At 63.9% G+C, this 24955-nt stretch carries 28 protein-coding genes; 16 read left to right on the forward strand and 12 right to left on the reverse strand.

What is annotated here, in order from left to right:
* Positions 1-666 (forward strand): phosphoribosylformylglycinamidine synthase subunit PurQ (locus tag QE494_RS11010; protein ID WP_300043287.1); only part of this gene is annotated, 666 nt, incomplete at its 5' end.
* 91 nt (positions 667-757) lie between these two features.
* On the opposite strand, the gene QE494_RS11015 is transcribed toward QE494_RS11010, so the two are convergent.
* The 4 genes from QE494_RS11015 to QE494_RS11030 all read right to left on the reverse strand — a co-directional run bounded on the left by QE494_RS11015 (position 758) and on the right by QE494_RS11030 (position 3397).
* Positions 758-1687 carry a cyclopropane-fatty-acyl-phospholipid synthase family protein gene (locus QE494_RS11015; RefSeq protein WP_300043289.1) on the reverse strand — a complete coding sequence of 310 codons (930 nt, stop codon included), beginning with the start codon at positions 1685-1687 and terminating at the stop codon, positions 758-760.
* 137 nt (positions 1688-1824) lie between these two features.
* Positions 1825-2457 (reverse strand): hypothetical protein, encoded by a 633-nt coding sequence (locus QE494_RS11020; protein ID WP_300043292.1) that lies wholly within the window; start codon positions 2455-2457, stop codon positions 1825-1827.
* Positions 2458-2498: 41 nt separating this feature from the next.
* Positions 2499-3236 (reverse strand): SDR family oxidoreductase, encoded by a 738-nt coding sequence (locus tag QE494_RS11025; RefSeq protein WP_300043293.1) that lies wholly within the window; start codon positions 3234-3236, stop codon positions 2499-2501.
* On the reverse strand, positions 3233-3397 hold the full coding sequence (locus QE494_RS11030; protein ID WP_300043294.1) for a hypothetical protein: 165 nt from the start codon (positions 3395-3397) through the stop codon (positions 3233-3235). Before QE494_RS11030 ends, QE494_RS11025 begins: the two co-directional genes overlap by 4 nt.
* Positions 3398-3482: 85 nt before the next feature.
* Between QE494_RS11030 and QE494_RS11035 the strand changes: the two genes are divergently transcribed.
* Positions 3483-3761: a type II toxin-antitoxin system RelE/ParE family toxin gene (locus QE494_RS11035; protein ID WP_300043295.1), complete on the forward strand. Its 279-nt coding sequence runs from the start codon at positions 3483-3485 to the stop codon at positions 3759-3761.
* 15 nt (positions 3762-3776) lie between these two features.
* Complete coding sequence (locus QE494_RS11040; protein WP_300043296.1) at positions 3777-4088, forward strand: HigA family addiction module antitoxin; 312 nt, start codon at positions 3777-3779, stop codon at positions 4086-4088.
* On the opposite strand, the gene QE494_RS11045 is transcribed toward QE494_RS11040, so the two are convergent.
* Positions 4069-6093 carry a U32 family peptidase gene (locus QE494_RS11045; protein ID WP_300043297.1) on the reverse strand — a complete coding sequence of 675 codons (2025 nt, stop codon included), beginning with the start codon at positions 6091-6093 and terminating at the stop codon, positions 4069-4071. The genes QE494_RS11040 and QE494_RS11045 overlap by 20 nt on opposite strands.
* Before the next feature lie 65 nt (positions 6094-6158).
* Here QE494_RS11045 and QE494_RS11050 point away from each other — a divergent pair, with 65 nt between their 5' ends.
* Positions 6159-6950: a DUF1624 domain-containing protein gene (locus QE494_RS11050; protein ID WP_300043298.1), complete on the forward strand. Its 792-nt coding sequence runs from the start codon at positions 6159-6161 to the stop codon at positions 6948-6950.
* Between the two features lie 372 nt (positions 6951-7322).
* Here the strand turns inward: QE494_RS11050 and QE494_RS11055 are convergent, their stop codons facing one another.
* Both QE494_RS11055 and QE494_RS11060 read right to left on the reverse strand, forming a co-directional pair.
* Complete coding sequence (locus QE494_RS11055) at positions 7323-8432, reverse strand: LLM class flavin-dependent oxidoreductase (protein WP_300043299.1); 1110 nt, start codon at positions 8430-8432, stop codon at positions 7323-7325.
* Between the two features lie 57 nt (positions 8433-8489).
* Positions 8490-9044, reverse strand: a complete 555-nt coding sequence (locus QE494_RS11060; RefSeq protein ID WP_300043301.1) for a flavin reductase family protein — start codon at positions 9042-9044, stop codon at positions 8490-8492.
* A gap of 119 nt (positions 9045-9163) precedes the next feature.
* Here QE494_RS11060 and QE494_RS11065 point away from each other — a divergent pair, with 119 nt between their 5' ends.
* From QE494_RS11065 to QE494_RS11105, 9 genes are all read left to right on the forward strand, one after another.
* Entirely contained in the window at positions 9164-10099 is a 936-nt protein-coding gene (locus tag QE494_RS11065; protein ID WP_300043302.1) for a LysR family transcriptional regulator, read from the forward strand.
* 58 nt (positions 10100-10157) lie between these two features.
* A complete protein-coding gene (locus tag QE494_RS11070) occupies positions 10158-10967 on the forward strand; it encodes an alpha/beta fold hydrolase (RefSeq protein ID WP_300043304.1) in 810 nt (269 codons plus the stop codon).
* 9 nt (positions 10968-10976) lie between these two features.
* Entirely contained in the window at positions 10977-11693 is a 717-nt protein-coding gene (locus QE494_RS11075; protein WP_300043305.1) for a 3-oxoacid CoA-transferase subunit A, read from the forward strand.
* Positions 11690-12370, forward strand: coding sequence for a 3-oxoacid CoA-transferase subunit B (locus QE494_RS11080; RefSeq protein ID WP_300043307.1), 681 nt, complete (start codon positions 11690-11692; stop codon positions 12368-12370). The genes QE494_RS11075 and QE494_RS11080 overlap by 4 nt, the downstream gene beginning before the upstream one ends.
* A complete protein-coding gene (locus QE494_RS11085) occupies positions 12367-13200 on the forward strand; it encodes a carboxymuconolactone decarboxylase family protein (protein WP_300043308.1) in 834 nt (277 codons plus the stop codon). Before QE494_RS11080 ends, QE494_RS11085 begins: the two co-directional genes overlap by 4 nt.
* 30 nt (positions 13201-13230) lie before the next feature.
* Positions 13231-14199, forward strand: a complete 969-nt coding sequence (locus tag QE494_RS11090; RefSeq protein WP_300043309.1) for a tripartite tricarboxylate transporter substrate binding protein — start codon at positions 13231-13233, stop codon at positions 14197-14199.
* A 98-nt stretch (positions 14200-14297) separates the two neighbouring features.
* Positions 14298-14504, forward strand: coding sequence for a hypothetical protein (locus QE494_RS11095; RefSeq protein WP_300043311.1), 207 nt, complete (start codon positions 14298-14300; stop codon positions 14502-14504).
* A gap of 140 nt (positions 14505-14644) precedes the next feature.
* On the forward strand, positions 14645-15625 hold the full coding sequence (locus QE494_RS11100; protein ID WP_300043313.1) for a tripartite tricarboxylate transporter substrate binding protein: 981 nt from the start codon (positions 14645-14647) through the stop codon (positions 15623-15625).
* A 9-nt stretch (positions 15626-15634) separates the two neighbouring features.
* Positions 15635-16531: a TRAP transporter substrate-binding protein gene (locus QE494_RS11105; RefSeq protein ID WP_300043316.1), complete on the forward strand. Its 897-nt coding sequence runs from the start codon at positions 15635-15637 to the stop codon at positions 16529-16531.
* Positions 16532-16688: 157 nt separating this feature from the next.
* Here the strand turns inward: QE494_RS11105 and QE494_RS11110 are convergent, their stop codons facing one another.
* The 5 genes from QE494_RS11110 to QE494_RS11130 are packed head-to-tail and all read right to left on the reverse strand — an operon-like array spanning position 16689 to position 20447.
* A complete protein-coding gene (locus tag QE494_RS11110; RefSeq protein WP_300043319.1) occupies positions 16689-17471 on the reverse strand; it encodes a peptidylprolyl isomerase in 783 nt (260 codons plus the stop codon).
* A gap of 48 nt (positions 17472-17519) precedes the next feature.
* The gene (locus QE494_RS11115) at positions 17520-17792 is read right to left on the reverse strand and encodes a BolA family transcriptional regulator (protein ID WP_300043321.1); all 273 of its coding nucleotides are present in this window, start codon (positions 17790-17792) and stop codon (positions 17520-17522) included.
* Positions 17789-18421, reverse strand: a complete 633-nt coding sequence (locus QE494_RS11120) for a septation protein A (RefSeq protein WP_300043323.1) — start codon at positions 18419-18421, stop codon at positions 17789-17791. Before QE494_RS11120 ends, QE494_RS11115 begins: the two co-directional genes overlap by 4 nt.
* Positions 18422-18481: 60 nt before the next feature.
* Positions 18482-18901: a peptide-methionine (R)-S-oxide reductase MsrB gene (gene msrB / locus QE494_RS11125; protein WP_300043326.1), complete on the reverse strand. Its 420-nt coding sequence runs from the start codon at positions 18899-18901 to the stop codon at positions 18482-18484.
* Between the two features lie 55 nt (positions 18902-18956).
* On the reverse strand, positions 18957-20447 hold the full coding sequence (locus QE494_RS11130) for a YdiU family protein (protein ID WP_300043328.1): 1491 nt from the start codon (positions 20445-20447) through the stop codon (positions 18957-18959).
* 309 nt (positions 20448-20756) lie between these two features.
* On the opposite strand from QE494_RS11130, the gene QE494_RS11135 reads away from it, so the two are divergent.
* The 3 genes from QE494_RS11135 to QE494_RS11145 all read left to right on the forward strand — a co-directional run bounded on the left by QE494_RS11135 (position 20757) and on the right by QE494_RS11145 (position 24952).
* Positions 20757-22382, forward strand: a complete 1626-nt coding sequence (locus QE494_RS11135) for a 3-(methylthio)propionyl-CoA ligase (RefSeq protein ID WP_300043330.1) — start codon at positions 20757-20759, stop codon at positions 22380-22382.
* 201 nt (positions 22383-22583) lie between these two features.
* A complete protein-coding gene (locus tag QE494_RS11140; protein ID WP_300043335.1) occupies positions 22584-23816 on the forward strand; it encodes a branched-chain amino acid ABC transporter substrate-binding protein in 1233 nt (410 codons plus the stop codon).
* A 188-nt stretch (positions 23817-24004) separates the two neighbouring features.
* Positions 24005-24952: a branched-chain amino acid ABC transporter permease gene (locus tag QE494_RS11145; RefSeq protein WP_300043338.1), complete on the forward strand. Its 948-nt coding sequence runs from the start codon at positions 24005-24007 to the stop codon at positions 24950-24952.
* Positions 24953-24955 lie beyond the last annotated feature (3 nt).

Genomic DNA, 24955 nt, shown 5'->3' on the forward strand with positions numbered 1-24955 from the left:
CACATGACCGACCTGCAGACTGGGCGCGCCACGCTGGCTGAGTTCAAGGGCTTTGTTGCCTGCGGCGGCTTTAGCTACGGCGACACCCTGGGCGCTGGCATCGGCTGGGCCCGCAGCATCACCTTCAACGCACCGCTGGCGGCGCAGTTCCAGGCCTTCTTCGGCCGCAGTGACACCTTCGCCCTGGGCGTGTGCAACGGCTGCCAGATGCTGGCCGAACTGGCTGACATCATTCCCGGCGCGCAGGACTGGCCGCGGTTCACCACCAACCTCAGCGAGCGCTATGAGGCGCGCCTGTCGCAGGTGGAGGTGCTCCAATCGCCCAGCCTGTTCTTCCAGGGCATGGAAGGCAGCCGCCTGCCGATTGCGGTGGCCCATGGCGAGGGCTTGGCGAACTTCGCGCGGCGTGGTGACTCTGCGAAGGCGATCGCCGCGATGCGCTTCGTGGACGGTCAGGGTCAGGCCACGGAGGTCTACCCCTTCAACCCCAACGGCAGTCCCGGCGGCTTGACGGCGGTGACAACGGCCGATGGCCGCTTCACCGCCATGATGCCGCACCCTGAGCGGGTGTTTCGCAACGTCCAGATGTCCTGGACCGGCGGCGATATCAGTGCCCACAGCCCATGGCTGCGCGTTTGGCGCAACGCTCGCCGCTGGGTCGGCTAAGTCACGTCACCCTGAGGCTGGCGCTCCGGCCCCCTTTCGATGACGGGTCTGGATTTTGGGGCGGGATCGACACCCGGCCGCCCCAACAGGCTCAGGCCTTGCCGCCCTTGCCGCAGTCGCTGCCTTTGGCGGCGGTAAATGAGGTGCCCTTGGCCAATGCCACCGGCCCCTTGCCACCGGCGAGGCGCAGCGCCTGGCCGTCCCGCTCCAGCACCAGGCTGCCCACCGCGGTTTCTTCTGTGGCCAGTGTGGGCCCCTGCATGCGGCCGGTGATCGGCCAGCGGCGTTCGCGGCGCTGGAGGGTGCCGGTCACCTCCTGGAAGTTCTGAGTCAAACGCAGGCTGTAGGACCCCAGCGGGCCCGCGCCGCACCACAGGCCGGCCACCTGCGCGGGCACCGTCCAGAAATGGACCTTGCTCGACTTCTCGCGCCCCACCTGCTTGTCCGGGACCGATAGCACGGTGGTCTGGTCGGGCTTCCATTCGCCCATGTCCCAGTCATGCGAGACGATGCGGGTGCCAGGCTTGAGCGCCAGGATGGACGGCCGCAGGCGCATGTTGAAATCCGGCAGCAGGTACATGGTGATGACCGTGGCCTTGGACAGGTCGGTCGTGAACAGGTCTTGAATGCGAAATTCGACCTTGTCGCCCACGCCAGCTTCGGCGGCAATCTTTCGGCTCTTCTCGACCAGGGAGGGGTCGATTTCTACGCCCAGGCCGGTAGCACCAAAGCGCTTGGCAGCGGTGGTGATGATCCGGCCGTCGCCCGAGCCAAGGTCTATCACATGGTCTTTGGCACCGACCGAGGCGATACGCAGCATCTCGAGGGTGACGTTATCGGGGGAGACGATGAAGGGCACTTCATCGACGATGGGGACCGTCGCTACCGGGGTCTGCGCCTGGGCTTTCCCGGCGCCAAGACCCGTGAGGGCGGCCAGGGCGAGCGCGGTGGCAGTCGCGAGCGAGCCGGCCGGGTGGCGCAGCAATGTGGGCAAGGTATTCGAGTTGGCGCGGGTAGTCATGAAGAGAAGATAGCATTCCGGCGCCGACTCCGGGTTCCCCCTGATGGCCCGCCCAGACAGCCCGCGCGCTGAGTCGCCCGGACTGGCAATGGACTACCGAGTCACGGGCCGGCCCACAACCCCTTGGCTGGTACCGGTCACGGCGGCTTCTCTTGCCAGGTCGGCGTGGACGAGGGCGGCGCCCTCGACAGCAGGCGGCGAAGCGCCAGCAGGCGTCGGTTCATCCGCTGCAGGCGGCTGCCTATCGACCCCTGGCTCCAGCGCACACTGCGTGACCACTGGGGCAGGCGCACCACGCCCCAGGCCAGCACGCCATACAGTACCAGCTTGCCCACCAGCACCCAAGCGGTGATGGTCAGCGGCGGCAGACCGGCCAGGGTGGCAACCACGATCGAGGTTCGCGGGCTGTCCGGGAACAGGGCCGAGAACGCCAGCACCGGCGCTCCCCAGGTCTGCACGAGGGCCTTGGCCCGCTCCCAGCCGGGGCCCGCGGTGGTTCCCATGAGGCTGGCCCCGCTGTCGATCTGGCTCGCCACTGCGGTGGCGCCGCTCACCACCAGCGCCAGAAGCAGCGCGCTCAGGGCCGCTGCGACGGCGAACATCACGAAGACCAGCCGAACCCGCGTAGGCTGCAGAACGAAGAGGGCAACTGCGAGCACCTCGGCCGGCATCATGGGGAGCAAGCTGTCTACCGAGGCGACCGCTGCCAGGACCAAAATAGCCCAGGGTTGGCGGCCATGGCGCATCAGCCAGCGCAGGCTGGCTTTCACGAGCCTTCTCCACCAGGAAATCATGGTTGTCTTGCGGACGTTCAGCGCTTGATCATGATGCGGCCTGCCAGCGCCGGGCTGATCCGCTGGATCAAGCGCAGGAGTCGGGTCGCGCCGACGTCGATCTCCTGGCGACCGGCGTCGATGCCGGTCAGGATTTGGCGGGCTGCGGCTTGCGCGCTGATCTTGCCCCGGCCGCGGCCACGGGTCATGTCGGTGTCCACGATGGGCGGCAGGGCCTCGATGACCCGCACAGGCAGCCCTTCGTTTTGCAATTGCGCCCGCAGTGACTTGGCAAATGAGCGCAGAGCCGCCTTGCTCGCGCAATAGACCGGGCTGCTTTTCTTTGGCGCTAGCGCCAGGCCCGAGGTCACGAAGACGATGGCCGCTTGCTTCTGACGGGCCAGCTGCGGGAGTAGCAGTCGGGTCAGTTCCACGGGGCCGACGAAGTTGATCTGCATTTCCCGTTCGGTGTCGAAGTCCACCGCCGCATCGGGTGCGGTCCAATCACGCAGCTGCTGGATGCCTGCGTTGTGGATCACCAGGTCGAAATCGGCCCGCGCGACGCGCCCGGCGAAGGCTGCACGGCTGTCGGCGTCGCCTTGGTCCAGAACCTCCCAGTGCACTTGGGGCAGGCGTGCGCTGGCCTCGCGGACGGACGCCTCGCTGGTGCCGGTGGCGGTCACGCGCAGACACCGCTGAACCAGCTCGCGCACCAACTGCTCGCCGATGCCCCGGGTGCCGCCTGTCACCAGGGCGCGGGTGGCCTTCCACGTCATGCCAAGCGGCCGTCGCCCGAGCCGAGGGCAATCACCACAGGGTCGGCTTGTGGCTTGGCCTGTGCGAATCCCTCTGGCAGAGTGGCCAGCCAGGCGATGGCGCGCGCTGGTTTCCGCTGAAGGTCAGCCGCAGATGAGATCGAATCGGAACGCGGAGTCATGCTTGAAAGATAGCATTCCTCACACACCCTGCAGCAGCTTCAAGCCCGACTTCCCGTTTACCGGTAAACGGCATAGACTTGGCGCGTGATCCTGTCCTTCCTCGATCCCGATGTCGCTGCCGTGTTCTCCGGGGCGCGTGTGAGGCGATTCGCCAATATCCTGGCGGTTGCAGAGCGCAAGCTCCAACTCCTCGACAGTGCGGTGACGCTGGACGCTCTGCGTGCACCGCCAGGCAACCGCCTTGAGGCACTCAAGGGCGACCGGAAAGGCCAGTACAGCATCCGGATCAATGACCAGTTTCGGCTGTGTTTCGTCTGGGCGCCCGACGGCGTCCGAGACGTGGAAATCGTGGACTACCACTGAAACAAGGAGTACCTCATGGCCCCGTCCGCTCCCGTCAATCGCATGCGCCCTGTTCATCCGGGTGAGGTGCTGCGAGAAGAGTACCTCATGCCCCTGGGCATGAGCCCCCACGCCTTGGCGCAGGCGCTCAAGGTTCCGCCGTCCCGCGTCAACGACATCGTTTTGGAGCGTCGCGGGATCACCGTCGACACCGCCATGCGACTGGTGCGATTTTTCGGCGGTGACGTCCAGACCTGGATGAACTTGCAGACCGCCTACGAGATCAAGACGGCCGAGGCCACCCTGGCCCCCCGGATTGCCGAGGAGGTCACGCCGAGGGCGGTGTGACCTTCTGGGGGCGCGTGCGGTAGAACTGCAGCGGCGCCTCCGTCATCTCCTGGGCGCGTTGGTTCATGACCGACTTCTTCATCTTGCCCACCACGTGCATTTCGCAGGGCTTGCAGTCAAAGCGCAGGGTGAGCTTTTCCTTGCCATTGACCAGTTGAAGTGGCTCGGCCCGCACCGTGCCCTGGACGCCCGTCACGCCTTTGGCTTGCTTCGGGCACAGGCTCATGCTCCAGCGCACGCAGTGCTTGGTGATCATGAGGGAGACCTCGCCTTCCTCCTCGTGGCTCTCGTAGGCCGCTTCGATCACCTTCACCCCGTGCTTGGCGTAGAAGTCATGCGCCTTCTGGTTGAAGATGTTGGCCAGGTAGCTCAGGCTGTCTTCCGGGTAGGGCACCGGCGGCTCCACCGGCTGGGCGCGCGGCGGACGGGTGTAGGCGGCGCTGCGGGTGGCTTCCAGCATAGCCACTGCCTCGCGCCGCAGCGCATTGAGGTACGAGGCGGGCAGGAACCAGGGGCCGGTGAGCGCGAGGCGAATGTCCAGCGGCTCGAAATCGGTCGTGCCAAAGCGCCCGAGCTGCTCGCGCAGCTGCGCCTCTTGCCGGCCAGCGTCGTGCGCCGGCTCCTTGGGGTGGGGCAGGGCGGCGCGGGCGCTGTGGCCGTCTTCGTCGGTGAGCGAGAGTGCAAAGCCGTCGGCAGTTTCGGACAGCTCGGCCCACAGGCCAATGCGGCGCTCGCTGGACTTCTTTTCCAGTTGCCGCACCCAGCTCATATCTCGGTTGCGATTGAGTTCGGTGCCCTTGCGCAGGTCGCGCATACCGGCGATCGGGTCCTTGGGGAAGACCCGCCAACGGCCACCTGTGCCTGACGTGCCGCCCAGCTTCTCGGCCCTGTTGATGGCCACGCCCACCAGTTCTTTTTGCAGGTCGTAGTAGCAAAGACCATCGCCGTTGTGCAGCTCGGTGGCCGGGTCCTGGCATTCCAGCTCGATCCAGCCCTCGGCCTCCTGCACCCGGGTTACCCAGGCGATGGCCTGGCCCGGGTTCTTGGGCGAATCAAAGGCGCCGATGTCGTCTTTGCGGCCGTTGACGAAGTAGTCGGTGAACTCGCGGTTGAAGTTCTGGTTGGGGTCGGGTGTGAAAAAAAGGCGGGTGCGGCCACTCGAGGCACGGGCAAAGGGCTGATCCGAACCTTCGCGGGCCTCGACCAGTTCGTCTAGCAGCTTACGGTAGTGGCCGGTGATGTTCTTCACATAGCCCATGTCCTTGTAGCGCCCCTCGATCTTGAAGCTGCGGATGCCGGCGTCCACCAGCGCAGCCATGTTGGCGCTCTGGTTGTTGTCCTTCATCGACAGCACATGCTTGTCGTGGGCGATGAAGCGGCCCTGGTCGTCCAGCACCTGGTAGGGCAGTCGGCAGGCCTGTGAGCAGTCGCCGCGGTTGGCGCTGCGCCCGGTGTGCGCATGCGAGATAAAGCACTGGCCGCTGTAGGCCACGCACAGGGCGCCATGAACGAAGAACTCCATCGCCGCACGGTCGGGGTCCATCGCGGCGCCGACGGCGCGAATCTGCTCCAGGGTCAGCTCGCGGGCCAGCACGATCTGCGAGAACCCCGCGTCCTGCAGAAAGCGGGCTTTCTCGGGGGTGCGAATGTCGGTCTGTGTGCTGGCGTGCAGTTGGATCGGCGGCAGGTCGATCTCGAGCAGGCCCATGTCCTGCACGATGAGCGCGTCAGCTCCCGCGTGGTAGACGTCCCAGGCCATTTGCCGGGCGCCTTCGAGCTCGTCGTCGCGCAAGATGGTGTTGAGCGCAATGAAGATCCGGCTGCCGAAGCGGTGGGCATGGCGGGCGAGGCGCTCGATGTCCTGAACGCTGTTGCCCGCCGAGGCCCGCGCGCCAAAGCCAGGCCCGCCGATGTAGACGGCATCTGCGCCATGGTTGATCGCCTCGATGCCAATGTCGGCGTCGCGGGCGGGGGCAAGCAGCTCGAGCTGGTGTTGGGCTAGCATGGGGCGTGATTATCCCCGGCTCGCCCCCTGCCCCAGACCCCGCGATAGACCCTGCCGCTCTCGCCGTGAGTGCCGGTCCATCCCGCCACGACCGGCTTGATGCGCTGCGGGGGGTGGCCGTGGTCTGGATGACGCTGTTCCACCTGGGGTTCGACTTGGCCTGGTTTGGCTGGTGGCGGCAAGATTTCTACCGGGATCCAGTGTGGACGGTGCAACGCACCTGCATCGTGAGCCTGTTCCTCTTTTGCGTAGGCTTGTCTCAGGCGGTGGCTCTGCAGGGGAGGGGGTTTGGACCGGCAACCGGCGCGGGCGAGTTGCGTTTTGCCGATCGGTTTGACCGACGCTTCTGGCTCCGCTGGGCCCAGGTGGCCGGCTGCGCGCTGCTGGTGACGGCGGGCTCCTGGTTGGTGTTTCCGCGCAGCTTCATCTACTTTGGCGTGCTGCATGCCATTGCGGTGATGCTGATCGTTTTGCGCTGCAGCGCCGGCTGGGGACGGGGCCTGTGGCTGGCCGGCGCGATGGCGCTGGGGTTCCACTTCCTTTCCACCTGGGCCCACAGCCAGGGCCTTGCCCCATCGTGGCTGGACGCGCCGGGCCTGCATTGGCTCGGTCTGCTCAGCCATAAGCCGATCACCGAGGACTACGTCCCCTTGGTGCCTTGGTTGGCGGCCGTCTGGTGGGGCATGGCGGCGGGCCAATGGATGCTGGCGTCCCGTCCGCAGTGGCTCGAGGGTCCCGCACCGGCACTACTGGCTTGGCTTGGGCGCTGGAGCCTCAGCTGGTACATGCTGCACCAGCCTGTGTTGATCGGTGTTCTCTGGGGCCTGGGCCTTTTGTTCGGGCGCTCGGGGCCCTGAGGCGTTTCCGTTTCCGTTGGCGTTGGCGTGGCACGCGTCGGGTGCGCAGCAGGGGCCCGGCGGCTTCGATGCGGGGGCCCTTCGGGCTTCCTTGCGGTGCTCGGTCGCCAGGGGCACGCGAGGCAAACTCGCCCTTTCAGGGCTCAAACATGCCTCGCTCTTCGGCCCCCAGCGCCCTCCGCTCCTCAGCCCCGCATAGGCGCCGCCGAACCCCTGCCGCACACCCGACGCTTAGCTCTGTCGAAGGGCGCTTCAGCGCCACCTGTGGTGACCTCGTTTGGGTGGGCTGAGGGACCGCCGGCAACAAGCCTCCCGAACGAGGGAAGCGGCGGGCGTGCGCCCGGGACAAGTGGCAAGCGCTGCTGATACCGATTAGGCAGTCTGTCCCGCTGCGATGGCTGCATTAACGCGAGGCATAACCTGCTCGGCCATCAACTGCATCGAGCGGCGTCCTAATTTCTCGTCGACCCAGTCCATGCCCGCGTAGACAAGCTCGCCGAAGTCTCCAGTTACCTCGCGCAATGCCAGGATTTCATCGACCACCTTGTCGACGCTGCCGCTGATACAAAGACGCTCAATCACGGCGTCCACCGTGATCTTTTCGTCCGCCTCCTCGCGCGTTTCCTTGAAAACCTCATGCCGGTTGGACTTACGCAGCTTTGATAAGAGTTGGTGGTAGTAAAAGCGATAAGGACTGTTCGCATCCGCGCCGCCATAGGCAGCGGCTACCTTATCGTCGTCCGCGACGAAGATGCTGCGAGCAACTCGCCATTGAGCCGGGTCGGCTAGTTGACCAGCATTTTGCTTTCCTTGCGCATAGTTGCCCCAGTGAGTCTTGACCCATTTAGGCAGCAAGAAGTTGGCCGACATCGGGTGGAAATCGCGCTCACCCATGGCGATCACGCCTTTGGAAAAGGGTGCCACAACCGTGCCCACGATCTCTGGGCGCGGCCTTTGGTAAGGCTTCTGCATAACCCCGGTCCCCAGATCCAGGGCCAGGGACTTTTGGGTGGTGACCTTGAAGCGGTTGTCCGGAAAATCGATGTCGTACGGCGGCTCACGCTCCCAGATAGCCAAGATGACATCAATGGCCTCCGCAAACAATTTATTGCGGTCCTGGCCCAAAATGCCAATCGCCTCGGCATCGGATGCGAGTGCCCCAGGACTTACGCCAAAGATGAAGCGCCCCTGAGCGAGGTGGTCGAACATTGCAGCCTGCGCTGCAATCAGCGTGGGGTGCATCTGTGACAAATTACAGGTCCCGGAGGCAAGCTTGATGTTGCGTGTGCTGTGAATGAGTGTCGCAAGAAACATCAAGCTGTTCGTGACGTTTTCAGCCTGGTCTGATAGGTGCTCTCCAACGAATGCGTCATGAAAGTTGAGCTGGTCCGCCAGGATGATTGCTTCCCGGTCCTCACGAAGCGTCTGTGTCGGGTTGCGGTGCAATGGGTGCATCGGCATCATGAACATTCCTAGCTTCATTCACTTTTCCTAAAATTTAGATTTGATGGGGGCCTGCCTGTCTAGGCGGCTAAAGACCTAGATGTTGGGCGAGGTTTTTTTGAGTTCATACGGTTGGGCGGTCAGGTACTTCCCGCCTCCGAAGATCAGTGAACTGCGGTTACTGTGCTCGATCTTCTCCACCCGTCCCAAGAACACCGCATGGTCGCCGCCGGGAAATCTGTCCTCAGAGGCGCATTCCAAGTAGGCGGCGCAGCCTTCGATCAATGGTAGGCCGCCGATTCCAGCGCGCATGGCCACCCCTGTGAACTTGTCGTCCGATGAACCGGCAAAGCGCCTAGAAATATCAATCTGGTCATCCGCAAGGATATTCACTGCGAATCGCAATGCATCTCGGAACACGGGGTAGCTAGGCGCAGTAAGTGACTGGCTCCAAAGAATCAATGGGGGATCAAGCGAAACCGAGCTGAAGGAATTGGCTGTGAGGCCGTAAGCCTTCCCGTTTTTGTCGATGGTCGTAATCACGGTGACGCCGGTGACGAAACTGCCAAGAACCTTGCGCAGGGAGTGAGGATCGATCGCAGGTGCAGGTGCGTTAAGCGCTCGCGCCGTTGCGGCGAGGTCTGTCTTCATGCTTCTGTACACCCCTACTGGCTGCAAAATTGCTTTTTGTTCTTGCGCATGTTAAGGACCAGTAATAATTAACAGAAATTATTTGAAATGATAAAGTTAATCAAGTTCCCTAATAAGACATGGTCGACACGCTACTTCGCCTAAAGCTCTTCGTTGCGGTGTACGAAGAGCGTTCGTTCACCGCGGCGGCGGTTCGTGAAAACTCCACGCAGTCCGGCGTCACCCAGCACGTGCGAAAACTGGAAGACCAGTACGGCGTGAAGTTGTTTTTGCGTGAGGTGGGAAACGTTGTGCCTACGCCCGCAGGCGAGGCCTACTACCGGGGTTGTGTGGAGGTGCTGCGCGCTCACGAAGAGGTGCGCCTTACCATCCGGGACTTTGGCGAGAGCCTGGATGGCCAAGTGGTTTTGGGCCTCACGCCAACCATGACGCGGGGCGCCCTGGCCCCTGCACTGGCCCGATTCAAGAAGGAGCACCCCAACGTGGCGGTCCGCGTCATCGACGCCTACAGCGACATCGTGATAGCCAAGTTGCGCGCAGGCGAGCTGGATTTCGGCATCGTGCCCGGTTTCAGCTCCGAAGTGGGTCTTCGAAGCGAGCTGTTCGCACGTACGCCCGAGTTTCTGGTGAGCGGACCGCAGTCGCCGCTGGGTCTGAAGCACCGGGCGCCGGTGCGCTTGTCGACGCTGGGGCCACTCAAGCTGGTGGTGCCCAGCATGCTCCAGGTGCGGCGCACGTACCTCGAGCGTTACCTCGCGGCGACCGGCACCGTGGTGGCCGAGCGCATGGAGATCGATAGTTCGCTGGCTGCGGTGGATTTCGTGAGTCAGACCGATTGGGTGGCTGTACATCCAGGCATTGCGATGATGCGCGAGATCGAAAACAGGCAGCTCATCATCAACCCAATTGTTGGGCCAACGCTCTCGCTTGAACTGTTCCGCATCGAGCGGGCTCGCACTCCGCTGTCGCGTCCCGCCATTGTCTTTCTGGATATCCTGAAATCCTGCTCAGACGCGCTGAGCGCTTCGGCCGACCGCCTTCATCAGGAATGTTGATCCCGCCAATCAACCAAAATCATTTCCTGGAAGGTGTGTAGATCCCTAAGATTTTTACATGACACCCCGCCACCCCCAATGCAAAGAATCTTTTTGCGAGACCACCAGCGGTCGCATCCACTACGTTGAAGCGGGCGAAGGCCCCACGTTGTTGCTGTTGCACAGCAATGGTTGTTCGTTGCACGAGTTTGCGAGCGTGATGGCGGGACTATCGCAACACCACCGCTGCATCGCGTGGGATATGCCGGGCCACGGCGATTCGGACAATCCGCAGGGGCACCAATCCATTGAGGACTACGCCGAAGCCGTGCTGGCGTTCATGGATGCGTTGGGCCTGAAGAAGGCGCATGTGTGCGGCGCTTCGGTGGGCGGCTTCATCGCGATCGCACTTGCCGTAGCCGCGCCTTCGCGGGTGGCGGGGGTGGTGATTGCGGAGGCGGCGTTGCGCAGCGAGGCGGACTGGGCCGGTCAGTGGTTGCGCATTGAAACCATGTTTTCGATCCCGACACAGACCTACGAGGAGGTCGCACCCCGTTTTCGTGCGTTCGATCTCGATTTGCTGAAACGCTGGAACATCGACCGCCACAAGGCCGGCGGTTGGCGCATGGTGGATGTGATGTGGGCCATCCGACAATACAAGGCCGCCGATCAGCTTCGCTTGTTGAGCAAGTCGGGTGTGCCGGCGGTGGTGTTGATGGGCGACCGTGGACCGGTGATCTCTTGCCGGTCGGACTATGAAGCGCTGCTGCCCGATGCAGCGATCCAAGTGGTCGACAACGCGGGTCACTTCCCCATGATCGACGATCCACAGGCTTTCGTGAGCGCGTTGCAGGTCGGGATGGCCGCAGCGACTTCTGCTGCAGCGTAGGCCACGTCCATGATCCAGAAGATCGTTGCCTCGGTAGCCGACGCGTTAAGCGGCATCGAAGACGGTGCCACTGTGCTCATCGGCGGCTTCGGTACCGCTGGTGTTCCCGTTGAACTGATTGACGGACTGATCGAAATGGGCGCGCGCGAACTCACCGTGGTCAACAACAACGCCGGTAACGGTGAGCAGGGTCTGGCCCGGTTGCTCCAGGCGGGGCGAGTGCGCAAGGTCATCTGCAGCTTTCCGCGCTCAGCCGACAGCCATGTGTTCGATGCGCTGTACCGAAGTGGTCGCATCGAGCTGGAGCTGGTGCCGCAAGGCAACCTGGCCGAGCGCCTGCGCGCCGCTGGGGCGGGAATCGGTGCCTTCTTCACGCCCACCGGCTTTGGCACAGAACTCGCTAACAACGCCGATGGCTCGCCGAAAGAAACACGTGTCATCGACGGCAAAGCTTATGTGCTGGAGTTCCCCATCGTAGGCGACGTGGCACTCATCAAGGCCGAGCGCGGCGACCGTTGGGGCAATCTCAGCTACCGCAAGGCTGCGCGCAACTTCGGGCCAGTGATGGCCACAGCGGCCAAGCGAACCATTGCCAGCGTGTATGAAATCGTTGAACTAGGCGGCTTCGACCCCGAGGCCGTAGTCACACCCGGCATCTATGTGAGCGCCTTGGTCCAGATACCTCGCGTGGCCACTCAGGCCGGTGGCTTCAAGGCGGCTGTATGAGCTACACAAGAAGAACCAAGGACGAACTGGCCCGCCGCGTGGCGCAAGACATCCACGACGGCGCCTACGTGAATCTGGGCATCGGTCAGCCGACCCTAGTTGCCAACCACTTGCCCCGGGGCATCGAGATCGTGCTGCACAGCGAGAACGGCATACTCGGTATGGGCCCAGCGCCCGTTGCCGGCGAAGAAGACTACGACCTCATCAATGCCGGCAAACAACCCGTGACCTTGCTGCCCGGTGGCGCGTTCTTCCACCACGCCGACAGCTTCGGGATGATGCGTGGGGGCCACCTGGACATCTGCGTGCTCGGCGCGTTCCAGGTCTCGGCCACCGGCGATCTGGCGAACTGGACTACGGGCGAAGCGGGTTCGATCCCCGCCGTGGGCGGCGCCATGGACTTAGCTGTAGGCGCGAAGCAAACCTGGGTGATGATGGATTTGCTCACTCGCACCGGCCAGAGCAAAGTGGTGCAGCAATGCAGCTACCCGCTTACGGGCATTGCTTGCGTGAAGCGCATCTACAGCGACCTGGCCACGCTGGCTTGTACCCCCGAAGGATTGCGGCTCATCGACAAGGTCGAAGGGCTCTCGCACGTTTCGTTGGAAGCCTTGGTGGGGTTGCCCATCGCGCCCGCGGATGGATTCGCTCGCACATATCACCCGGAGACCTCATGACAAAAGACTATGGCTTAAACGATGAAGGCGAGAGCCTGCACCCCGATGAAGTGCTGGCACGCGCGCTTAAGCGACGCGGCGATATCTTCGACCAGTTTAAGGTACTCATCCGCGAATCGGCCCCCACCTACGACTTGATCTCGAAGACGGCGGGCTACGTTCACCACTACACCGGAAAAACGGGCTCTCAGCAGCAGCTTTCTGGCGTGATGCGCGAGTTGATCACGCTGAGCATGCTTGCCGCGAAGGCTGAACACGGTTTCACTCCCAACCACGTTCGGCGTCTCTACAACCTGGGCGTGACCAATGTGGTGATGCTCGAGGCCGCGGCTGCCATGGCAGCGGTGACTGGCTGGACCACGGTGGCCCATACGGCGGCGGCCATCTTGGTGGCGAATACGCCCGACTACCCGTTTGGCTCTATGCCCCCCGGCGGCGAACCTAAGGAGCTGGTGCCGTTCCCTGAAATGGAGCAAGGCCGCAGCCAGGACGGCACCGTGTCCGACAACGAGCGCGACCAGGACGAGTACGCCTATATCGCCGCGCTGGACCCCGAGCTTGCCCGCGTGGCCGCGCGTTGGGTGAACCATTGCTTGACACCCACGCCAGCCGCGCGCCTGGGTGCTGGCCCACGCGAACTTGTGGCCATTGCAGCGGCATGCGCGCGCGGCGAGACCGATCTGGCTGCCCAGCACATGCTGCGCGCTTATTCCTATGGCATGACGCGCACGCAAGTGCTGGAAGCAGTGTCATGCGTGCTGCCGATGACCGGCGCCATGACGCTGAAGATCGGCGTGCAGGCTATGCGTAAGGCCGACGCCGCTACCTGAGTATTCCAAGAGGACAAATAAGGAGACAACATGACACCCCGCAGAACCGCCCTTGCATTCCTTCTGGCCGCACCATTGGTCGCATTCGGGCAGGCAGCTCCTTGGCCGAGCGGCCCCATTGCCGTTATCTCGCCCGTGCAGGCGGGCTCTGCGGGTGACACTTCGCTGCGGTTAGTCTTGCAGAAGATGTCGGAGAACATGAGCCAGCCCTTCGCGGTCGAGAACATGGCCGGTGCTGCCGGCATGATCGGATTGGACAAGTTGTCGCGCGCCCGTCCCGACGGAACCACGATCGGTGGAATCAGCGACAGCACGCTCACCTACGTACCTATCATTCAGAAGCGCGTCAACTTCAATGCCCTCGATACGCTGGATCCTGTGGGCATCATCTCTGCCAGCACCTGGGTGCTCGTGGCCCATCCGTCGGTAGGCGTTAAGACCGTGGGGGATCTGGTGGCCAAGGCAAAGGCCCGGCCAGGTCAGTTGAGCTATGCGTCGGGCGGCATGGGCGGGTCACACCACGTGGTGATGGAGATGTTCAAGTCCGTCACGGACACCCGCATTTTGCACATTCCGTACCGCGGCGCCGGGTTCGCCTTGGCAGATGTTCAGGGGGGACAGGTACAGGTTATGTTCTCGGCCTTGTCGGTGGCGCTCGGGGCCATCGAAGCGGGCAAGCTGGTGCCATTGGCCGTGGCCTCGACAGCGCGTACGCCCTTGCTGCCGCAGGTCCCCACGGTGGCTGAAGCTGGGGTGCCGGGCTTTTCGTTCTCGACCTGGACCGGTATGCTTGTGCCTAAGGGCACTCCGCCTGCGACCATTGAAAAGCTAAACCAGGAATTGAATAAGGCCCTGCGGGACCCTCAGGTGTCCTTGAGCCTGGCCAAACTGGGCGCCACACCTCGACCGGGCACGCCGAAGGATCTGGGCGAACTGATCCAGACCACCAACACCAAGATGGCTAAAGTCATCCGGGAGTCGAACATCCAGGGTGAGTAGCCAAGCAGGGCGGAGTGGATGCACCGCGTGGTGGTCACAGTTCGACGAAGCGCAACGTTCTTTTGAAGAGCAGCATGGGGGCCGGTCTGGAGTTGTGCATGGCTGTTGATGCCAAGCCGATTGTCGAAGCAATCGCAGGCGTCCAGGCGCTGGAGAAAATTCCTCGGGGCTCGGGTGATTGGATTTCCTATCTCCAGGTGAAGTGCCCTCGTCATCAGAAGCCGACGGCGGCCCGCGCGGCTCCGCTGGTGATGCATGTGGCCGGAAGATCATTCTTGGATCGCCAGCCAAATCATGATTGGTAGTGATGGCGCCGATCAAACTGGCCGATAGAGTGCCGCCACGCTTGATACCCCCGATCAGATCAAATAATGAGAGTGCGGAAAAGCCCGCTGGTAAATTTGTCACAGCATCCGCCGAGTAAACACCAGCGAAAGGAGACAACATGATTTCAAGGCGCAGATCCCTCCAATACGTTGCAGCGTCGGGCTTGCTTGGCCACGGCCTGAAGCCCGCTTTCGCCGATATGAGCTACCCCGACCGGGCGATCAAGCTCGTGGTTGCCAAGCCCACTGGTGGTCTCGACGATTCGGTAGCGCGTGCCATCCAACCTGACCTGGAAAAGGCCTTGCGGCAACCTGTTGTCATCGAGAATATCGGTGGCGCATTGGGCATCATCGGCACGCAGAATGTGATCCGCTCGCGGCCGGATGGGTACAGGCTGCTGCTGCTGAACACGAAGCAGCAGATCACGGCCGGAGAACTGGCGGACTCGAGACCGTACGACCTGGCAAAGGACGTGACACCCATCATGGCGGTCGCGAGCTACCGGTCGGCCATCATTGCTCACTCCGGCTTGTCCGGTAACTTCACCGACGTGATGCGTTACGCGAAGGACAACCCGGGAAAGGTCGTTTACGCATCCAGCGGAGTCGGCTCCACCGCGCACCTCATCGTCGCCATTGCGGCAAACCGGGTGGGTGCCGACCTGATCCACGTGCCCTACCAGGGCGGTGGCCCTGCCTCTGTCGCCGTCATGGGCGGGCAGGCTCATCTGCTGTACACCGACATGCCCACGGCCCTAAACGCGGCCCGTTCGGGGCGGGCCAGGATCGTGGCGCAGTCTGGTACCACGCGGTACAAGGATGCACCCGATGCCCCGTTGTTCAGCGATCTCGGCTACGGCATGTTCAGCAACGGTTCGTTGTCGATCGTCGGTCCGGCCGGCATGGAGCTTGCGGTCGTCGAGAAGCTCCAGGCCGCGGTCCGCCAAGCCTGCGCGCAGCCCAGCCTGAAGGAGAGGCTCCAGAAAGTCGGGATGGAAGTCGAGGTGGTCGACGGCGCCGGACTGCGCGCGGAGATCGTAGAAACCACGGCGAAATGGGTGCCACAGGCGAAGGCCGTTCTCGCGGCTGCCGGGAAGTAGGGCTTGTCCATGCAGACATCCCAATCCTGGCGTTGTGCCCACGACATCGACCCCGGCTCTCCGCTGAACATCCTGCTGCGCGAGTTCCTGCCGGACATCGCGCGCTTGACCCACGGAACCCTGCAGGTGAGCCTGCACCCCGACGGGGAACTGGGCGGGCCCGATGACATGGTGGACATGCTCGTTCGCAACGATATCCAAATGCACCCCGTGTCCGGAATGATCCTGTCTCGGCTGACGCCTGTCGTGGCCATCGAAGGATTTCCTTTAGCCTACGCGAGTAGTGGGGACGGCTGCTCTGCAATGGCGGGCCCAAGCGGTGACTTGGTGCGGCAGGCACTTCAAGCCCTCGGAATCCACGCTTTCCGGACTGTGGTCCCACAGGGTCTTAACCAGATATTCAGCCGGGGACGCTCGATCAAAACAGCAAGCGACCTGGACGGGATGCGAATCCGGATCGGGAACTCTCCCTTTCTACGGGATCTCTTCGGATCGCTCGGTTGTGATCCCCAGCCGATCGACCTGCAGCACATTTCGGCCGCCCTTGCGGAAGGACGGGCAGAGGGTGTGGAGATGACGCTCAACAGCGTAGAGCGCAGCTCGCGCCATCGCTACATGGACCATGTAGCGCTTGTTGACATACGGTTCGCATGCTTCTGGATGTGCGTCAACCTGGATGCGTGGCAGTCGCTTTCACCCGCGACGCAGGCCACACTGGAGGCGCGTTTCGAGGAGCTAGTCAGCCCCTTCTCCCGTGCCCTCGACCGCCAGCACGAGGAGAGCCTGCGCGCCCTGGCTGCCAAGGGTTACACAATCACCACCGTGGACCGCGATAGCCTGCGCTCTCGACTGCGGGACTCAGGCTTTCTCGAGCGTTGGCGACAGCGCACGGGGCTGGACGCCTGACGCTGAGGTAGGCCGTTGGGGAATCTCACTGAGGCCAAGCCGCTGCCCCATTGGCCCTACATCAGCAGCAGGAAAAAACTGATTGGCTAAAGATTCGATTGGCAACGCGCAATAAAAAAGCGGCCCGCAGGCCGCTTTTGTGCAAGAGATAAAGCGCTTACTCGATCTTGGCCTTGGTACGCAGTTCGTCTTGGAACTGGGCCAGCTTTTGCTGGGCCATCTGCTGGGTGATCTGGGGCTTGACGTCCTCAAACTTGGGCATCTGGGCTTCGCGCACATCGTCGAGGCGGATCACGTGCCAGCCGAACTGGCTCTTGACCGGGGCGTCGGTCAGTTGGCCCTTCTTGAGGGTCTGCAAGGCCTTGGAGAACTCGGGCACATAGCTGCCCGGGTTGGCCCAGTCGAGGTCGCCACCTTTAGCGCCGGAGCCGGGGTCCTTGGACTGCTTCTTGGCGATGTCCTCGAACTTGCCGCCTTTTTTCAGGCTCGTGATGATGGCCTTGGCCTCTTCTTCCTTCGGCACCAGGATATGGCGGGCGCGGTATTCCTTGCCAGCGTTGGCCGCGACGAACTTGTCGTACTCGGCCTTAACCTCGGCGTCGGTCACCGGGTTCTTCTTCTGGTAGTCGGTGAACAGCTCGCGGATCAGGATGGCCTGGCGGGCCAGGTCGAGCTGGGTCTTGAAGTCGTCGGTGGCGTCAAGGCCGCGTTTTTGCGCCTCTTGCATGAAGACTTCGCGGGTGATGACCTCTTCCTTGATCTGGGCATTGAGGTCAGGGGTGACAGGCCGGCCGCTCTTGGCGATCTGGGCGGCCAGCGCGTCGACGCGGGACGTAGGCACGGGCTTGCCATTGACGATGGCCACGTTTTGGGCCTGCACGGGCAGGGCCGCGAGGGCGAGGAGGGCGGCGGCGCAAGCCGAGGCGATTTGCTTGTTCATGGGAGGGTGTCGGAAGGGGTTCCTGGGGATCCGCGGGGGGGGATGCAGTTAGGCGAGCTCAATGGCCAGGGCATGCAGCCCGCGCGCCATGAAATCGCCGAGCGCATCATACACAAGCCGGTGCTGCGCAACCCGGGTCTTGCCGGTGAAAGCCTCACAGGCAATACGGACCCGAAAATGGGTGCCCGCGCCGGTGCCGTCGGCGCCCGCGTGGCCCGCATGGGCGGCGCTCTCGTCTTGCACCGCCAGCACTGTCGGCGCCAGCGTCTGGCGCAGGCGCTCGGTGATCGCGTCCGCGGTGATGCCGGTGCCGGCGCTCACGGGCGGGGCTCCCCGCTGCGCTCAGGGCTTGAGATGCCTGTCGGGGGCTCTGCTGGCTTGGCCGCATCTGGCTTGCCAAAGCTTTCCTGATTGGCGGCCTCGTCACTCTCGATGTGCTTGCCCAGCCACAGGCTCTGGCCGATCACGAACACCGCCATGAGCCCCAGCCCGCCGAACAGCTTGAAGTCGACCCAGGTTGCGGTGTCGAAGTTGTAGGCCACCCAGAGATTGAGCACGCCCATGAACAAGAAGAACACGGTCCAGCTGCGCCGCATAGCGGTCCAGGCCGGCTCGGCCATACGCACCTTGTCGCCGATCAGAGACTTGATCAGGTTACGCCGCCAAATGAGCTGCGCCAGCAGCAGCGAGCCGCCCATCAGCCAGTACAGGATGGTGGGCTTCCACTTGATGAAGGTCTCGTCATGCGCGATCAGGGTGGCGCCGCCGAAGAGAACGATCACCCCCAGGCTGAGCCATTGCATCGTCTCGACCTTGCCACTGCGCCAGCGCAGCCAGGCGATCTGGGCCACGGTGGCGACGATGGCCACCCCTGTGGCGACGTAGATGTCGGCCATCTTGAAGGCGACAAAGAAAAGAATGATAGGAAAGAAGTCGAGGAGCAGCTTCATGGGGAGGCGGGGCGTTCGGTAGGTGTCTGGCGTCGGTGCCTGGCTTCGGTGTCGGGTGTTTCAGGCCGCGGGGTCGACCGGGTTGAATTCGAGCGACGCTGAGTTCATGCAATAGCGCAACCCGGTGGGCGCCGGACCGTCGGGAAACACATGGCCCAGGTGGGCGCCGCATTCGGCGCAGACGGTTTCGACGCGAACCATGCCGTGGCTGATGTCGCGCCGCTCCTCGATAGCACCCTCGCGGGCCAGGGAAAAGCTGGGCCAGCCGCAGCCGGCATCAAACTTGGTGTCGGCGTCAAACAGCAGATTGCCGCAGCAAATGCAGTGGTAGCTGCCATTGGCCCAGACCTGCTCGTAGCGGCCGGTGAAGGGCCGCTCGGTCGCGGCCTGGCGGGTGACCTGGAAGGCGGCGGGTTCGGCGCCCTTGGCGGCCAGCAGGGCGCGCCACTCGGTTTCGGACTTATGAATGGGATAGGTCATGGGGTGAGGTTAGCGCAGGACGGCCGACCCGTTGCCGGGTGGGGGCCGGCAGGGTTCAGGAGGAGCAACTGATCTCCAGGCTGCCGGCCCAGTCTGGCGGCAGTCCGGCGTACTCGGCGTCATGCGCCGGGTCGTCATCGAAAGGGCGCTGCAGCAAGCCGAGCAGCGTGCGGACGCCGCCATCGTCCCCCTCGCGGGCGCGGCGAATGGCCAACTCGGCCAGGTGGTTGCGCAGCACGAACTGTGGGTTCGTCGCCAGCATCCGGGTGCCGGGCGCATCTTCGCCGGCGATGCGCAGGGTCCAGCGGGCGTGCCAGGTGTCGAAGCTGGCCCGGTCAAGAAACAGGTCGCGCACCGGCGCCACCGGTCCGCCGGCCGCATGGCGCGACAAGTGCCGCCAGAACAGGGGCCAGTCGACACGGCCGGCCGCCAGGAGCTTGAGCCCCTCGTCCACCAGCGGCTGATCGGCCTCGGTGGCCTGTGCCAGACCGAGCTTGGCGCCCAGGCGGGCCAGCATCGCCTGCGGGAACACCGACCTGTAGGACTCGAGCGCCGCCAGCAACGGGGCCTGGTCGTCCACCAAGGGCATCAAGGCCTGAGCCAGGCAATGCAAGTTCCACCAGGCGACGTTGGGCTGGCGGTTCCAGGCGTAGCGGCCGCCACTGTCGGTGTGGTTGCAGATGTGGTCCGGGTCGAAACCGTCCATGAACTGGAAGGGCCCGTAGTCCAGCGTGAGGCCCAGGATGCTCATGTTGTCGCTGTTCATCACGCCGTGGCAAAAGCCCACCGCCTGCCACTGCGCCATCAGCCGGGCGGTGCGCTCGCTGACCTGCTCCAGAAAAGCGGCGTAGGGGTTGTCGCCAAAGGTCTCGGCGGTGCGGGGGCTGCTGCGGACCCCGGGGTAGAAGCTGTCGATGACAAAGTCGGCCAGGCGCCGAAGCGCCTCCACGTCGCCGGCGGCAGCGAAATGCTCAAAATGGCCAAAGCGGATAAAGCTGGGCGCGACCCGGGTCACCACCGCGGCGGTCTCCAGCTCCTCGCGCAGCACCGGCTTCGGGGAGGCGGTGAGCATCAGCGCGCGGGTGGTCGGAATGCCCAGCGCCTGCATCGCCTCCGAGGCCAGGAACTCCCGGATGGATGAGCGCAGTACCGCCCGGCCGTCGCCCATGCGGGAGTAGGGGGTGCGCCCGCTGCCTTTGAGCTGGATCTCCCAGGGGCCGTGTGCGCTGCGGGTCTCGCCCAGCAGCATCGCCCGGCCGTCACCGAGCTGGCCGGCCCAGACGCCGAACTGGTGACCGCTGTAGACGCTGGCCAGGGGCCGGCTGCCCGCCAGGGGGCGGCTGCCGCTGAAGGCCTCAACCGCCTCGCGCTCACGCAGTCGGGCTGGGTCGAGGCCAAGGTCGCGTGCCAGTGGCTCGCAAAGGGCCACCAGGCGCGGGGCGGGCAGGGGGTCAGGGGCCAGTTCGGTGGCGTAGCCCGGGCCGAGCTGCGCGAAGCGGTGGTCCCAGGTCAGGCCCAGGTCGAGGGGCGGAAGGTGAGGCGGCATGTGCACCGATTGTCGCCGCCGGGCCGCAGCCCTGGCAGGGGCAGGGTCTCGCGCGAAGGGCAGGAGGAGGGCAGGTAGAGGGCAGGCCCACCTGAGAAGCGGTTTCCGCGGTGGGGGTCCTGGGCTCAGATGGCCTGTCGATCGGCATGTCGGTCGGCATGTCGGTCGGCTTAGCGATCAGGATGGCGGTAACTCCGGGAAATCCCGGGGGGCAGCCCCGAGGCACCTGCTGGTGCCGGGCTTGGGCGCATACTATTTGGCGTTCATTTCGACCTGTTTATCAGCGAACACACAAAAAAGGAGACCGCCATGCTGGGCCTGATGCAAGACCAACCCCTGCTGATTTCTGCCCTGATCGAGCATGCCGATCGGCACCACCGAGACGGCGAGATCGTCTCGCGCCGCACCGAAGGCGATGTGCATCGCTACACCTGGACCGACGCCGCTGCCCGCTCGCGCCAGGTGGCCCATGCGCTGGACGCGATGATGCTCGACGTCGGAAGCCGCGTCGCCACCCTGGCCTGGAACGGCTACCGCCACCTCGAGCTGTATTTCGGCGTCTCTGGCTCGGGCCGGGTGCTGCACACGCTCAACCCGCGCCTGCATCCCGACCAGGTGGTCTGGATTGCCAACCATGCGGAGGACCAAGTGCTGTGCTTTGACAGCACCTTTCTGCCCCTGGTGCAGGCGGTGCACGCCAAGTGCACCACCATCCGCCAGTACGTGATGCTGTGCGACGCCGACAAGCTGCCAGCCGACACCGGCATCCCGGGCCTCATCGCCTACGAGGCGTGGATCGCCGGCCAGCCGACCACCTACGACTGGCCCCACCTCAGCGAGAGCGCGGCCTCGAGCATGTGCTACACGAGCGGTACCACCGGCCATCCCAAGGCGGCCCTGTACAGCCATCGCTCGACGATCCTGCACGCCTTCGCATCGGCCATGCCCGATGTGATGGGCCTGTCGGCCCGTGACTCGGTGCTGCCGGTGGTGCCCATGTTCCACGTCAACGCCTGGGGCATTCCCTATTCGGCGGCGATGGTGGGCTGCAAGCTCGTCTTCCCGGGCCCGGCGCTGGACGGCAAGTCGGTCTACGAGTTGATCGAGGCCGAGGGCGTCACCTTCGCCGCCGGCGTGCCGACCGTCTGGCAAATGCTGCTCGGCCACGTGGGCCCGAACCAGCTCAAGTTCTCCAAGCTCAATCGCACGGTGATCGGTGGCGCGGCCTGCCCGCCGGCCATGATCGATGCCTTCCGCAACCAGTACGGGGTAGATGTGCTGCACGCCTGGGGCATGACCGAGATGAGCCCGCTGGGGACCCTGTGCACCTTGAAGAACAAGCACCTTGCCCTGCCGGAAGACGAGCAGATGAAGATCCGTCTCAAGCAGGGCCGGGCCATCTTCGGGGTAGACATGCGCATCGTTGGCGACGACGGCCAGGAGCAGCCCTGGGACGGTAAGACCTATGGCGACCTCGAGGTGCGTGGGCCCTGGGTCATCGACAGCTACTTCCGGGGCGAGGGCAGTCCGCTCAACGACGGCTGGTTCCCCACGGGTGACGTGGCCACCATCGACCCCGACGGCTACATGCAAATCACCGACCGCAGCAAGGACGTGATCAAGTCCGGCGGCGAGTGGATCTCTTCGATTGACATCGAGAACATCGCCATGGGCCACCCGGCCATCGCCATGGCGGCCTGCATCGGCATGAAGCATCCCAAGTGGGACGAGCGGCCGATCGTGGCGGTGGTGAAGAAGCCCGGCCAGGATGTGGCGCGCGACGATCTGCTCAAGTTCTACGAGGGCAAGATTGCCAAGTGGCAGATCCCCGACGACGTGGTCTTTGTGGATGCAATTCCCCTGGGGGCCACAGGGAAAATGCTCAAAACGAAATTGCGCGAGCAGCTCAAGGATTACCGCTTGCCCACGGCCTGACGCTGCCTTTCACTACTTTCTTCCATCACCGTCGCGCATCTTGGGCGCGCATCTTGGGCGCGCTCGTCGGCTGGCGGTCGCGCAGGGCACTCGCCAGCCGCGTCAGGCTAGGGGAGTTCCCGATCGTAGGGAACTCCCTGACCTCATTTGCAGTACGAAACTTGTACGCTCCAACCATACAAGCCTTTCAAGGAGCCTCACATGAAATTCGTCCTCAGGACTGTTGCCTTTTCCGCCCTGGTTGCTGTGTCGGGCCTCGCCCTCGCGCAAAAGGGCGAGACGGTGCGTATCGCTTACATGGACCCGCTGTCGGGTCCCTTCGCCAACGTGGGCCAGAACCAGCTCAAGAGCTGGCAGTTCGTTGCCGAGCAGCTGTCGGGCGCCAAGAACGAGGCCGGGGTGAAGTTCGAGGTGGTGGGCTTTGACAACAAGGGCTCGCCCCAGGAAAGCCTCAACACGCTCAGGGCTGCCATCGACCAGGGCTTTCGCTACATCACCCAGGGCAACGGCTCCGGCGCGGGTCTGGCCCTGCTCGAGGCGGTGTCCAAGCACAACGAGCGCAACCCCGGGAAAGAAATCATTTACCTGAACTACTCGGCGGTTGACCCGGCGATGACCAACGAGCGCTGCGACTACTGGCACTTCCGCCTGGACGCCGACACCTCGATGAAGATGGAGGCGCTCAGCTCCTTCGTGAAGGACCAGCCCAAGGTCAAGAGCGTCTACCTGATCAACCAGAACTATTCGCACGGCCAGCAGGTCGCCAAGTACTTCAAAGAAAGCCTGGCCCGTAAGCGCCAGGACGTGAAGATTGCCGGCGAAGACCTGCACCCCTTCGGCCAGGTCAAGGATTTCGCGCCCTACGTGGCCAAGATCAAGCAGTCGGGCGCCGACGCCATCGTCACCGGCAACTGGGGCGCTGACCTCACCCTGCTGGTCAAGGCGATGAACGACGCCGGCCTCAAGATCCCGATGTACACCTACTACTCGCAGGTCAGCGGCACGCCCACGGCGCTGGCGGCGGGCGGCGAGTCTGAGGTCTATGTGGTGGCCTATGGCCACGCCAACCACACCGGTGAAGTCGGCAAGCTCATTGCCGACTTCAAGAAGAAGTTCAACGACGACTACTACGGCCTGGCCACGTACAACGGCATCAAGCTGATGAGTGCGGCCATGGCCAAGGCCAAGTCCACCAACCCGGTGGCGGTGGCCAAGGCGATGGAGGGCCTGTCGGTCAAGAGCTTCGCCGGCGAGGTGAGCATGCGCGCCTCCGACCACCAGCTGCAGCAGGCGCTTTTCATCACCAAGTGGCAAAAGGCCAAGAAGGGTGAGTACAGCGTCGAGAATACCGGCTACACCTTCGTTCCGGTGCGGCAGTTCGAGCCCTACGTGTCCAGCACGCCCACCAGCTGCAACATGAAGCGTCCGGGCTGAGGACAGCCGCGTCGAGTCGCTGACCCGGGTGGCTGACCTGGGCTGCCTCCTCGGCTGGCCCGGCGCCGCCACCGGAACCCCCACTGTGTCGGCGGGGATACCGGGCGACCGCTTGAGCCCGTCTGCCGGTGGTGCACACTTCGTGCGCCCTGATCAGACGGGCTTTTTATCGCGCACCTGATTTCCGCATGGAATTCTTCACCATCTCCCTGTTGAACGGCATCAGCTACGGGCTGCTGCTGTTCATGCTGAGTGCCGGTCTCACGCTGATTTTCAGCATGATGGGCGTGCTCAACTTCGCCCATGCCAGCTTCTACATGCTCGGGGCCTACTTTGCCTACAGCGTCACCGAGCTGGTGGGTTTCTGGCCTGCTCTCTTACTGGCGCCCTTGGGCGTGGGGGCATTGGGTGCGCTCTTCGAGCGTTACTGCCTGCGGCGGGTCCATGCCTTTGGTCATGTGCCTGAGCTGTTGATCACCTTCGGCTTGTCTTTCATCGTGCTGGAGATGGTTCAGCTCGTCTGGGGCACCAGCTCGGTGGACTACCGGGTGCCGGCGGAACTGAGCGGCCCCTTGTTCACCCTGTACGGCACCCAGTTTCCCCTCTACCGCGGATTCATGATGGCGGTGGCCATCGTGATGCTGCTGGCCCTTTGGCTGATGCTCACACGCACCCGAATTGGCCTCGTCATCCAGGCGGCGCTCACCCATCCGGAGACGGTGGAGGCCCTGGGCCACAACGTGCCGCGCATCTTCATGGGCGTGTTCGGCGGCGGCGCCGCCCTCGCCGGCCTAGCCGGGGTGATCGGCGGCAACGCCTTCGTGACCGAGCCGGGCATGGCGGCCACCGTGGGCTCGGTCATCTTCGTGGTGGTGGTTGTGGGGGGCATGGGCTCGCTGGCCGGGGCCTTCATCGCCTCTCTGCTGATCGGCACGATTCAAACCTTTGCGGTTGGCATCGACACCTCGCTGGTGTCGGTTCTGTCGGCCCTGGGTTGGCAAATCGGACCAGACGCGCCAGGTTATGCCCTGTGGAAGCTCAAGGTCAGCCAGGTGGCACCGGTGCTGCCCTATGTGTTCCTGGTGCTGATGTTGATCTTCCGGCCCAAGGGCCTGTTGGGGACCCGGGAGGAATAAGCC

This window comes from Ramlibacter sp., from assembly GCF_029866045.1.
In the GTDB taxonomy this organism is placed as follows: domain Bacteria; phylum Pseudomonadota; class Gammaproteobacteria; order Burkholderiales; family Burkholderiaceae_C; genus Ramlibacter.